This window comes from Flagellimonas pacifica (assembly GCF_900215465.1).
GTDB lineage: Bacteria > Bacteroidota > Bacteroidia > Flavobacteriales > Flavobacteriaceae > Flagellimonas > Flagellimonas pacifica.
Window position 1 is genome coordinate 1 of record NZ_OBEH01000007.1, and the last position, 12215, is coordinate 12215.

General features: G+C 44.0%; 14 protein-coding genes. 8 read left to right on the forward strand and 6 right to left on the reverse strand.

Translation table 11 applies throughout. The features are described from left to right. Together CRO15_RS17535 and CRO15_RS17540 are read right to left on the reverse strand one after the other, a co-directional pair. On the reverse strand, positions 1-897 hold an 897-nt coding region (locus CRO15_RS17535), incomplete at its 3' end, for a RagB/SusD family nutrient uptake outer membrane protein (protein ID WP_207763953.1). 16 nt (positions 898-913) lie between these two features. After that, a complete protein-coding gene (locus CRO15_RS17540; protein ID WP_243397014.1) occupies positions 914-3970 on the reverse strand; it encodes a SusC/RagA family TonB-linked outer membrane protein in 3057 nt (1018 codons plus the stop codon). 106 nt (positions 3971-4076) lie between these two features. Here CRO15_RS17540 and CRO15_RS17545 point away from each other — a divergent pair, with 106 nt between their 5' ends. From CRO15_RS17545 to CRO15_RS17575, 7 genes are all read left to right on the forward strand, one after another. Then, on the forward strand, positions 4077-4319 hold the full coding sequence (locus tag CRO15_RS17545) for a hypothetical protein (RefSeq protein WP_097047167.1): 243 nt from the start codon (positions 4077-4079) through the stop codon (positions 4317-4319). A gap of 443 nt (positions 4320-4762) precedes the next feature. Continuing rightward, the gene (locus CRO15_RS17550; RefSeq protein WP_207763955.1) at positions 4763-5002 is read left to right on the forward strand and encodes a helix-turn-helix domain-containing protein; all 240 of its coding nucleotides are present in this window, start codon (positions 4763-4765) and stop codon (positions 5000-5002) included. A 189-nt stretch (positions 5003-5191) separates the two neighbouring features. Continuing rightward, positions 5192-5962, forward strand: coding sequence for a hypothetical protein (locus tag CRO15_RS17555; RefSeq protein WP_097047168.1), 771 nt, complete (start codon positions 5192-5194; stop codon positions 5960-5962). A 14-nt stretch (positions 5963-5976) separates the two neighbouring features. Next, on the forward strand, positions 5977-6375 hold the full coding sequence (locus CRO15_RS17560; RefSeq protein ID WP_097047169.1) for a hypothetical protein: 399 nt from the start codon (positions 5977-5979) through the stop codon (positions 6373-6375). A gap of 32 nt (positions 6376-6407) precedes the next feature. Beyond that, on the forward strand, positions 6408-6713 hold the full coding sequence (locus tag CRO15_RS17565; protein ID WP_097047170.1) for a hypothetical protein: 306 nt from the start codon (positions 6408-6410) through the stop codon (positions 6711-6713). Between the two features lies 1 nt (position 6714). Then, positions 6715-7173 carry a hypothetical protein gene (locus CRO15_RS17570; RefSeq protein ID WP_097047171.1) on the forward strand — a complete coding sequence of 153 codons (459 nt, stop codon included), beginning with the start codon at positions 6715-6717 and terminating at the stop codon, positions 7171-7173. Positions 7174-7288: 115 nt separating this feature from the next. Then, a complete protein-coding gene (locus tag CRO15_RS17575) occupies positions 7289-7747 on the forward strand; it encodes a hypothetical protein (RefSeq protein WP_097047172.1) in 459 nt (152 codons plus the stop codon). 67 nt (positions 7748-7814) lie between these two features. Here the strand turns inward: CRO15_RS17575 and CRO15_RS17580 are convergent, their stop codons facing one another. Beyond that, positions 7815-8723, reverse strand: coding sequence for a hypothetical protein (locus CRO15_RS17580; RefSeq protein ID WP_097047173.1), 909 nt, complete (start codon positions 8721-8723; stop codon positions 7815-7817). Between the two features lie 87 nt (positions 8724-8810). Between CRO15_RS17580 and CRO15_RS19810 the strand changes: the two genes are divergently transcribed. Then, positions 8811-8960, forward strand: coding sequence for a hypothetical protein (locus CRO15_RS19810; RefSeq protein WP_165769995.1), 150 nt, complete (start codon positions 8811-8813; stop codon positions 8958-8960). A gap of 36 nt (positions 8961-8996) precedes the next feature. On the opposite strand, the gene CRO15_RS17585 is transcribed toward CRO15_RS19810, so the two are convergent. From CRO15_RS17585 to CRO15_RS17595, 3 genes are read right to left on the reverse strand one after another with little or no spacing between them, the layout of a single operon-like run. Next, positions 8997-10256 carry a type II toxin-antitoxin system HipA family toxin gene (locus tag CRO15_RS17585; protein WP_097047174.1) on the reverse strand — a complete coding sequence of 420 codons (1260 nt, stop codon included), beginning with the start codon at positions 10254-10256 and terminating at the stop codon, positions 8997-8999. A 5-nt stretch (positions 10257-10261) separates the two neighbouring features. Beyond that, positions 10262-10549, reverse strand: a complete 288-nt coding sequence (locus CRO15_RS17590; RefSeq protein WP_097047175.1) for a helix-turn-helix domain-containing protein — start codon at positions 10547-10549, stop codon at positions 10262-10264. A 57-nt stretch (positions 10550-10606) separates the two neighbouring features. After that, complete coding sequence (locus tag CRO15_RS17595; protein ID WP_097047176.1) at positions 10607-12211, reverse strand: type IV secretory system conjugative DNA transfer family protein; 1605 nt, start codon at positions 12209-12211, stop codon at positions 10607-10609. Between the last annotated feature and the right edge of the window lie 4 nt (positions 12212-12215).

Genomic DNA, 12215 nt, shown 5'->3' on the forward strand with positions numbered 1-12215 from the left:
TTGCACGGCCTCCCTTGTGTTCTTCGGAAAATCAGCATCCGCCCTGAGCTGCCATATCGTCTCTTGGGAACCCTTGAGGAACACTTGGTCCAGATCCAGCTCCAACTGGAAAGCATCGATAAGTTCGGTGGCCAAGGATGCCGCCATTTCCCAGTTTTCCACATACAGGTACATCCTGGCCAAAAGGGCCTTGGCCACGAATGCATCGGGCAATGTCCGAGCAGGGGAAGCAACATCAATCCCTTCCAACAGCACAACGGACTCCTTAACGTCTGCTATGATATTTTCATATACCTCTGACTGGGGCATTCGGGATACCGTATTGTTCTCTCGGTAATCCGTTGTTTTGATATAGGGAACATCCCCATAAAGGGACACCAACAAACTATGGACATACGCCCTGACAAACAGGGCCTGCCCCTTGAACACCTTCTTTTCATCAGGGGTCAATCCATCTGAAGTTTCCACTCCCTTCACAATGTCATTGGCCCCATAAATAAGGTGGTAGGCCTGCCTCCACCAATCCAAGATGACCGTGTTGGCCGATAGCACACTATGCTGGAACAATTGGGCATAATCCGCATTGAACCCATAATAATCCAGCTCATCACCATACATCCCCAACACAGGGGTCAGGCCATACGTACCGGAGACCATGCCCCCTTCCCGCATATCATAATACAGGTTCGCCAAGGCGGACTCCACGGTGGCGGGATCATCGAACACCGTTTTGGATATCAGTATGTTCTTGGGGGGTTCCACCTCAACAAAATCCGAGCACCCCATCAATAGAAGCACCACCACTAAAAGCATGGGATGATTGCCCAATGGACCACATCTTAAAATTGGGGCCAAAAAGGCCGGTTTTCGATTTGTACTGTTCTTTACTTTTTTCATCATTTTTTTATTTGGATTAAAAACTGATCTGGAGGCCCAAAGTGAGCTGTCTCAAAGGGGGCAAACGGGTATTGTTGGGCCGTTCGGGATCCGGCCCGGTATAATCTGTCAAGGTCCAAAGGTTCTGCCCCTGCAGGTATACATTGACATCCGGTCCATTATCAAACGTGGGGACCTTATAATTGAGGGAAACGTTCCTGAGCCGGATAAAGGAGGCATCCGAAACGGCCGCATTGCTCCTTTGTTGGTACGTACCTTGGTCCTCGACCGGGGTAAACCCACTGGAAGCCCTTTGGATGGGGTTCTCGTCTCCGGGCTCCCGCCATCGGTCGAACAGTTCCACCGGGACATTGCCCTTGAACCCCGGGGTTGCGGCAAACCGCAGGGTGTTGTAGGCCTTTTGTTTTTTGAACTGGAAAAAGACATCCAAGGTCAGATTCCCCAAGCTCACGGAATTGCCCAGACCTCCATAAAATTTGGGCGCAAGGTCCTCTACCCATTCCAGATCTCCAGAACTACTGATATCCCCGTTCCCATCATAGTCCTCGAACTGATAGATGCCAGTCTCCGGATCCACGCCCAAGGTGTGGTACAGCTTGACGATGGTCAGGGGTTGCCCAATGATGTAACGGTTGGAAAAGGTGGAGGATTCCAGTCCATCAAAGGCCACCAGTTTGTTCTTGGGCACGGTAAGGTTAAAGTTTGTGGCCCACTGGAATCCCTTTGACCGCACATTGTCCGAACGCAGGTCCACCTCCAGACCGGAGTTCTCCACAACGGCATCAAAATTTCCGGTCAGTTCCGAGAACCCTGTGGTGGCCGCCAAGGGAATGCCCACAAGTTGGTTGGAAGATCGGTTCCTGTACCATGAGGTATTGATCAGCAATCGGTCGTTGAAAAACCCCAATTCCAGGGCAGCTTCCAGCTTTCGGTTGGACTCCCAACCAAACTGGGGGTTAAAAATGCCCGTGGGTTCCAAGATCGTGGTGCCATCATATTCGTCACCGGAAACCGTGTACGTATCCAGAAACCGATAGTCCCCAATGTTGTCACTGCCCGTGGTACCGTAACTGGCCCGTAGTTTCCCAAAGCTCAAAAAGGAACCTTCCCCAAAAATGGGCTCTTCTGAAAAGAGCCATGCCAGCCCAACGGCCCCGAAATTCCCGAACTGTTTCCCGGGACCAAAGCGTGAAGATCCGTCCCTACGACCTGTCAGGTTCAGGATGTACCTGCCCGACAGGTTCAGATTGATACGCCCAAAGACGGCACTGTACCTATACTCCCCATCCACATCGGAAATGATCTCCAAAGTTTCGGCAGCGGCAAGGTTATGGATCAATCCGTTATTTGGAAACCCCCTTCCCCTGACCACTGTTTGTTGCGTGGTTTCCTGCTGGAAAGAAGTTCCCAACAGCACATCTAGGGAAAACTTGTTCCATCTCTTCTTCCAGTTCAATTGTGGCTCAACGATCCACGAATTCCTTTGGGAGGCATTGGTGGTCAGGTTGGAATAGTTCTGGGGCGTAAGGCCAAAACTGGGATTTCTGGCCGAGCTTGGCATGGCACGATGGGTATCCAATCGGTAATTGGTAAAGCCCATACTGGATCTCAGTTCCAAGTTCGGCCTGACCTTGTACGAGACAAGGGCATTTGATATCAGGGTATTGGACACAGCTCCAAATTTCTCCTCCAATGCGGCATAGGGGTTGTCCCACGAATTGTTTTCCCAGTTCAGATTGCCTTCTTCGTCATAGGGTGCCGGGGCATTGGGTTCCAGGGAATAGGCCTTGCCGGTAAAGTCCGCTCCCGGCAACTTATTGTCCTCATGGGCATAACTGGTGGAAAAGTTGACCTTGAACCTACCGTTAGTGGACCGGTGGCCAATATTGCTATGGATGTTGGCCTTCCCATACTTGGCATCCCCGGGAAACACCGTGGTCTCCTTTTGATAGGACCCACTGACCAAAAACCGGGTCTGCCCGCTTCCACCTGAAACCGAGAGTTGGGCATTGTTCCGATAGGCAGTCCCGCCGATAAGCTCTTCCTGCCAATCGGTATAATGATCATTGTCCCAAGACTTGATATCGGGCCAGAAAAAATCAAGCGCGGGATTCTCCAACAGGTCTGCAAGTCCGTCATTGGCAATCCCCTCCCTACGGATCTCCAAATATTGCTGGGTATTCATCAGGTCCAAAAAGTGGGACACCTTGCCCAAGGAAGTGCTCAAATGGGCATCGAAGCGTGTCTTGCCCGACCTGCCCTTTTTGGTGGTGATCAGCACCACCCCATTGGCCGCCCGGGAGCCATAGATGGCCGTGGCATCGGCATCCTTCAACACCTCAATACTTGCTATATCGTTGGGATTGATTGCGTTTAGCGGACTGATACCCGCCCCGATGATCTCACTGGACACCCTCGAAGCTGCCAAGGACTGGGAACCAAAGGGAACCCCGTCCACAATGAACAAGGGATCCGAAACCCCATTGATAAAGTTCCTTCCACGGATCTCAATCTCGAAACCGCCTCCGGGAACACCCGTGGTCTGCACAATGTTCACTCCGGACAAATGCCCCTGCATGGCCGCCAAGGGATTGCCCACGGGCTGTTTTTCCATGGTCTTGGCCTTGATGGTGGCAATGTTCCCTGTACGTTCCTTTTCCGAAACGGTATAATAGCCTGCATTGAGCACCACTTCATCTAATTGGGTCACATCCTCTTCCAGTTGAACGTTTATTTGTTTTCGGCCAGAAATGGGAACGGTTTGGGTCTTATAGCCCAAGGCTGAAAAAATAAGGTTGTCATCGGTACTGGCCTGAATACGGAAAGAACCATCGAAATCGGTAATGGCCCCCCGCTTCGATGATGCCACTTGAACGGTCACCCCCATTAGAGGTTCTCCCCCCGTATCAGTAACAACACCCATAATCGCGTATTGAAACGTTCCATGGCGGAGCATGACGGCATCCTTAGTTGGAGGACTTGCCAAAACCATTTTGGTGAGCCAAGGTGAAAACAATAGATAAAAAACTAAGTACAGGGATATCCTGTATGTACAAATCGGTAATTTCTTCATAACTTTAAAAGGTTTGATTATTCTTTGTAATTGATCGGACTGCCCTCCATGTACCTGCAAGTGTTTGGAGGGTTTTGTGTGTTCCCTAAGCCAAATGGCCTAGGGCATGGGTCTGGACAAAGGCCATCCTGTCCAAGGTTTTTACCCCTTGGAAATAGGATTCCTAAAAAGTTTGTGGCTATGGTTTTGTGCAAGGGCCGGTTGCCCAAAAATGGAGTTCGTCAGTTATGGGACAAAAGGATATCGTAAACCGGAAAAGTGTAACGTGTATCCCATAACTATAGCCAAGGGTAAATTAAATGGGGTTCTTGGGCTTTTTCTTAAAGAGGATATCGAACACCGTGAATGATGCTCCAAAAATGGAACAGACCCGTGATACCACTATTAGAAAATAAAACCCAAAGTTTCCCATAACCCTGTTGGTTGGGCGATGCCCCGAAAAAGACAAAAAGAAACAAACGCTAAGAAAAAGTTGGGCATGGAACTCAACTTATCGCCTTTGAGGTACTGGTATACCCGTACACGAATAAGAGAGCCCACGCCCGGGTCGTGAGCCAATCTGCTTATCCTCTCGTGTACTTAAAAATTACCAGTTTTCAAAAGCGAGATTCCAAGCGATAGCTTCAAATATTGTTTAAACGAAGAATCGCAAAAATAAACAACCTATCATCAAACCTACATGGTATGACATTAGAATAGTTCATAGCGAAAATAGCAAAATCATGAGTTTGTTACAAGTTCTTGTAACATAAAATCAAAAAAATATGATTGATTTTGTATAAATGCCCTTTGTTGTTGAAGAAATTAGATTCCAAAAGACAAATTCTATTCGGCAAAAATTTGCTGCGCATAAGGAATGAAAAAGGCCTATCTCAGGATGAAGTTGCCGCAAGGTGTCGCGTGACCAAAGGAAGCCTTAGTGTAATAGAAAATGGGGGCAGAAATTTCTCTTTTACCACACTTTTAGCTTTAGCCAAAGCCCTTGAGGTTCAGCCTAAAGAATTACTCGACCTTGATTTTGATTTGAATTAAGAACAAAATTAATTTGTCTTACTATATTTTTTTGAAAATTCTTACATTTAACGCTTGTTCCCCTCAAGATTTTAATGAGCGACCGCTATGATTAGGACATAATATCAAAATTATGTATAGCCTTTTTTACCATGAGTATAAAAGGAAGTGCTTTCAGCGTACAACTAGTTGACAGTTATTTGAAAAAAAATGGAAACATACATAGCTTTTTTTGACATTTTAGGTTTTAAACAGATAGTTTATAACAATGACTTTATCGAGTTAAGTCGGTTATTCGATCATTTGCTTAGGGATTCTCAAACTGCCGTGAGCGGAGAAAACTTTGTTCAGATGAATACTGGTGGAATTGTTCCGGATTTAACAAATCAAAAAGTAAATTGTCTTCACGTTTCAGACAGTGTAATATTCTGGACTAACAACTCAACCAAAGATGATTTTAAAGAATTAGTGAATGTCTGTTACTCATTCTATTGGCGTTCTCTACAAACGACTTTTCCCTTACGAGGTTGTTTAACTTTTGGTGAGATAGAATTGAGACCAATTACAATAAAAAGTGGGACAGGTAATTTTCATTCATACTCAATAATTGGAAAAGGAATTGTTGATGCCTATTTAAAAGCTGAATCAATCGAATATGCCGGTTGTCTTCTTGACAGCAAGGCTATAAAAAAAGTGGACGACAAACTTATAAACGACTTGATTTATGACCAAAAAATATGTATGTACAAAGTTCCTTTTAAAAATGGGCAAAACTACGAACATGTATTTCGACCAATAAAAGGAAACCATAATGATGTGTCATTTAGAAATACTGCAAATGGTATAAAGAGATTATTTACCCATGCTTCAAAAATGGAATATGAAAAGCTGCCTGAAAGGGTTTTGGCCAAACTCAACAATACTATTGACTTTGCCAATTATTTCAGAGAAACTGAAATAATCGAAATGGACCTCAAATAATTAAACCAAACCATATGCTAAATGAAATACTAACTGGATTAACTAAAATTTTAGGACCAATTGCTACACTGTCTAAAGACAGGCGTGAATTAAAAGATTCTGCATTAAGAGCAATTTCTAATGCGTTGGACGAAACCTATCTTTATTACAGAGATTTAGAGAAAGGAAGTGCAAGAAATCCTGACCGAGAATTTTTGCTGGTAAAATATTGGTCAGCAGCTGCTATACCTATCAGACATTTTGACCAAAACCTATCAACAATTTGCGATATAAAATCTGAATACTGGACAAATCCAGACAACTATTCGGATGAAAATATTGTTAATATGGGAATTAGATTAGATGATGTTCGACAAGCATATCGACAACTTTTAAAACCAAGTTTTTCGGTAATCGGCAGAAAACGAAAATAAAATTAGGATTCATAATTAAATCAAAAAATAAAATGAACGAACAAATACTGCGGGAATTAAGAAATCACTCGAATTCGGTTTTTAATCGCTTAAACATTGAATTGTCAGAAGTTTTAAAAAGAAACTTCAACGAGTTATTGGAAGATTCTGTTAATCGGATGGAACGTGAAAGAAGAACTTCAAGTTCCGATATCGAAACAGCTAAAAGTGCATATACCACTTTTATTAATCAGATGTATTCTCACCGAGAAAAAAGAATTGGGCAAAAAGATATTGTACGTTACCAATCTTTGACCGAATCAAAAAGCAGTCTTTGCCCTCTATGGCCAATTTGTTAATATGAGTGAAGATTTAAGAAAAAAAGCATTTGATTTTGCTTCCGCTACAGTTAAGCAATTAATAACGCTATCAACAGCTTTGATTGCTCTGTCAATAACCTTTCGAGGTAATTTTGAACAAGCTGGCAATGAAATTCTTTTACTTATCTGCTGGATATGTTTTTTTATATCTGTTCTTTTTGGAATAATGACTTTAATGGCATTGACAGGTACTTTAGAAAAATGTACTGAAGAAGGTGAAAAAAAAGTTGATTTAAGCATTTATGGAGCAAATGTTAAAAGGCCTTCTGGTTTACAAATTCTTTTTTTTCTGTTGGGGCTTCTGTTTTTGGGAGTTTATGGTGGACAATCAATTTTTGGAGAAAAAAAAGAAACTGAATCGGAAGAAATAAAAATCATAAAAGAATCAACCTATAAATTTGTGAAACCAAATAGAAAAGACACCCTTGAAATAAAATAACTGTTGCAAACAATAGCACTAATTAAAACCCTTGGCGCAGTTTCCAAACTGAAGACTTCAACTTAAGCCCTGTAATTGATTATCTACATGATTCAGTTACCATAAATATTGAAAAATGAATATTAAATTGACCAAAGAACAATCCCAGATGGGTGATGATTTTCTTAGAAAACTGCTTTCTGATGGAACTTTGGAAAGGAATACGGTTTACGAATTTTTCAATGATAGGGATTTGGCAATTGTTGTTTGCAAAACTCTAGAACAAAAAGGAATTATCTCTTTAAGTGGCCCCACATACAATGACCCTTTTGTAATTGCTGTTCCTGAAGACGGTATTTCCACCTTCTTAAAAAACGGTGGGCTTTCCAAAATTGCTGCTGACCGGGAAAAACAAGATACTACAAAAGCAAAAGATGAGGAAATAAGAGACCTAACGGCTAAAAATCTTCGTTTACAAAACAGACAAATGAAGAGAGCGGTATTGTACTCTATAATTGGATTTATTGTTGGGGTCATTGCAACTAACTTAAAAGATATATTAATCTTTTTTAATGTAATAAAGTTTCCTGATTGAAATCTCAGAAATAGTAAAATTTAATGGGTCCGTTCCAAAGTTGTTTTTTTGTTGAATTGAAACTTTACTATTCAATAATTTTAGTGAAAAGTTGAGGACTTTCCGTAAGTGCAAGTTCCGAAGCAGAAATGGTCTCTCCTTCAAGAGTGATGCTCTGTCCAGAAACAGTTTTCCATAATTGATAGGATTTGGCAGTCCGATACATTTCATCATTTAAGGTTGATCCATATTTCACACAAACAAGAACAAGGAACTGACCTGAAAAACCTTCATGTTCCTTTGCCTTTTCGAATAATTCCATGTTGGCATTGATATTCAACAAACCCTTTGCCAACTCATTAGGAAACAAAATCTGACCAAAACTCATTTTTAGCCACTCCTTGTCTTCTGGAATTTGGGAAATTTTCTGCAGTTCCTCTGCAATATCAGTTCCAGGCAATGGACTACCCTGAGGAACATTGTTCACAATGCTTCCCTTAGGATAAACCGAAATATTAAATGGTATCATCTGTGCATAAAATGACACCATGGTCCCGGGACTTTTTCCAATATTAGTCAAACTATATTCCAGTGGAAAATGCCATCCCTTTTCTGCAGTATAACTTAGTGGACCTCCAATATTTACCTCGTGCTTGATCCACGGACGTTGCTCCGCTATCATAATCTGCCTACTAATATCATTGCTTTCAACAGCAGCTTCAGCGGCGCTCAGGGCAGCCTCTGAAGCTCTAGTTGCTTGCCTATTGGATTGGATGAACAAAAAGATCTGAATGGCAGAAATTATTGCCAATACAACGGTAAAAATTAATAACCCCAAAGTATAAAGCTCAGTCGGGTTTGTTGGTTTCCACATATTTGTTTTCTTTTTTCGTCCGTAGAGTAATCTTCTAACCAATTGTCCGTCTTGGTTATAATACAGGTTAAAATTTTGTAAAATTCTATTAACCCTAATTTTAGATACCTTTTTAGGAGTCATCTATTAATGTAAATTTTTGAAGCGTCTTAAATGTAAGATTTTTCGGAAACAATCCACAAAAAACCACACATTCGAAATATTGTGGCCATGGTCAACCATAGGCCCAAGGAACAGTTCAACTATGTTGCCATCAAAACCCTTAGGGAACTCAATGGCTATATAGATTATTTTGAACCCTTATTTGATGCATCGGAAGTCAATAGTATTGCGGAATATTTGATGGAGATCAAAAGTTAAGGTAAGCGGATTTCAATCCCAAACATCCTCTAATTGCTATGAGCTTCCCAAATTAAATGCCTTTTCCATCAAGGCCTGCTCCTTTTTGGGAATTCCTATTTGGTCGGCAATGCCCCTCCATTCCTTGACCGCCGACAATACCTCTTCCAAGATCACCTCCATTTCATCGGCGCTCAACCTGAAATAGGGACCGACACTTTTTGCCAATCCAAAGTCCAGTGCATTGTCATCCATATCGATATTGAGTGAAAGACCATCCTTTTCCACCGACGGATTGATATCATAGGCCGGGGAAAGCACCCATCCTTTTTCGGTCAACAGAAAACCGTGGTTCCTTAAATGGTCGTCCGTATTGGAGATGGCGATGTTGAACACGATCCTACGCCATAGTTGGTGCAGGTTCTCCTCCACATGTACACCTTGGTTTTCGATAAAATCAACGATCTCCAAATAACTGGGGGCATTGTCCCTGATGGTCTCTTCCGTATTTCCGGTCATGGTCATGGCTGAGGCAAAATGGATACGCCCCAGCTGTTTTCTGTCAAAGCGTTGGGTCAAAAATGTATGGTGTCCTTTGCCTATCCTTTCCAATTTGGATTCCGCCATTCCTACGCCCGCCGCCAAGGCCAACCGATATGCCAAAAACTCCCAGGCGGCCTTATCCATCGTGTCCGTTTTGGACGGGAACTTGGCAATCCACAGGTTTTTCTTGGTGTCAAAAATATTAGCTTTTGGCCTGGCACCGCCCAAGGACGAACCGGGTGCGATCAATACGGCCAACCATTTTCGGATAGTATCACTTTGGCCATCATCCTCCAATTGTTTTACGGCTTCCTGTAGCTCACCAAGGGACGACCAGGGCGGTGTGGGGTTATGATCATCGTTGTCCATGAAGGGACCGTCCAAATCCGTTTTGAACCGGAGCGCACCCATTCTACTCTCATCATGTACCCCGAGCAAAAAATCAATCTCATAGAGCGTTCTCGGCCTTTCATCTTTTGCCCTGGCTTCTTGGGCAGCCCTTCGCCGCATCAGGGTCCTGCCCCAGGTATCCGGCATACTGTCCAAAAAAATCCCGAAATTCTCCTTGCCCACAGGGTATTGCGGGCCGGAATAAAAAGCGATGTCCGGATCCAATAAACGTTGTGCATCGGTCTTTAGCCAATCCTTGTCATATTCAAAACTGAACGCTTTTTTGCCCTTGCCAAAATGGGCCGATAGCGTTCCCACCAAACTTGGGCCACCCAACCCGATCCAGTCCGCAAAAACATATATGTCAAATTTTCCTCCCGCCATGACATTTACAATAGGTCAAGGTCTTGAAGCTTTCTGCCGAACGCATCATCCAGCCCAAGCTTTAGGAAATCATCCTGAAGATTGAGTACCTTAAATACATTGAAGTACAATCCTATGGCCACTGCCGGATCTCCCTTTTCCATGCGATGAAGGGTGGCCCTATGGACACCCGCCCGCTCAGAAACCTGTTCGGTGGTCAACTTCCTTCGCTTTCTGGCGAGCTTGATATTCTCACCGATCTGCTCAAAGATCTTTTGGTACCTTGGAAGGATTATAGCTTTTTTAGAATTCATTTTGTCGCTTATTTACGACAAATATAGCTTTTTTGTGGTAAATAAGCGACATTTAATTCAATTATCATCATCAGATCCCCGGAATATCGATCTCACCTCCCGATGCACCCTCAAATAATGTTGCTCCATATCCCTTTCCGAAACTTCAAGAGGTTGAGGCAACTTCCTTGAAATCTCAGGTCGTGGGAACCGGACCTTCCGGTCCTTGCCATCCGCAAAGACCACGAACTCCCCCTGTCCCAACCGGAAGAACACATCCGCCCTTCGTTTGGAGACTTCCTTCTCCCCTTGGGTTATCCTACGTTCAAGACTCAGCCCAGAGCTCTTGCTCACGGACCGGGTGGGCATTTTTACCAGTTCAAAGAAGCGTTCATAGTATTTTGCCGTATCGGGGTCGTTCACCTTGCCAAAGAATTGGTAAGACAGGTTGGAAAGTATGGCCTTGCTGGCCTTCTCCCCGTACATCATATCGTTCTGGATCTTATCCTGTAGCACATAGACACTAACAATGTCATAGCTACGCAAAGTGGCCGGTATGCGGTGCATGTTCAAAAGTCGAAGTGTCGAGGCCTCTTCCAACAACATAAATGAGGGCTTCCGGTGTCTTTGGGACATCTGTTTGGAAATGGTATGGATAATGGTGGCGATCACCGGGGATAGCGAGGCGTCCTTTTGCGGATTGTTCACTAGGGCAATCACCGCAGGGTTTTCGGGATTATTGATATCCAAGGGGATCTCATCTGCGGATAAGACCGTGAATATCTTCCGGGTACTGATCTTTTTGATGGCATTGGCCAGGGTGCTCAGCACCCCTGCCGTTTGCCGCTCCGATCCCATCCCACTGATAAAGGCATCGGCCATGGCCCGTGAGGTGATGTTGCCCCGCAGGAACTTGACCAGGCTCTTGGTGCCCAACTGTTGGAAAAGGGCCATCAGATGGGGCAGGGTACAATAATCGGGATAGTCCATTTTCAACCGCCATATCAGCCCACTGATCAGCCCTTCGGCCGCATCCTTAAAGAAACGTGAGGTACTGTTCTCATCAGAATCCCGGTGTTCCAACAAATTTTCCAAAAGCACCCGGGACACCTCGTGCACGCTTTCCTCATCGGGTAGGTATCTGGGAGCTATGGGATTCACCCTATTGTAAATGGGCCCGAAGGACACGATATGGAAGGGCACTTTTGTATCCTCCCACAACGGACAGGCCATTTCCGTGATCTCAAAATCCTTGTAATCATGGATGATTCCGGAAAACCCCTGCTCCTTAAAGTGTTTTAAAAAACCATAAATCACACTTTCGGTTTTTCCGCTCCCCGCAGAGGCCATTACCGAGACCCCGCGACGGATGTTCCCCAGCACCAAGGGCCGGCCCCTGACCTTTAGTTTTACCCTAAAGACCTTGGATGTCCCTGATGATTCATTTGTATCCTCCATCAGACCATAGATGACCGTATGCAGGAACAGCAGGGGCAGCCACAACTTCAATGAAGTTTGCAGGAACAATGCCCTTTCCAAGACCATCAGTGTTCCCAATGCCAATAACACAAGTCCAAGGAATCCCCAAACAAAACCGTACTTCATATACCGATTTGCTCCATAGGAAATCCCTCCCCCGATCAAAAGGGCCATCACCAGTTGTATACCTCCAAAATCTTCCATATAC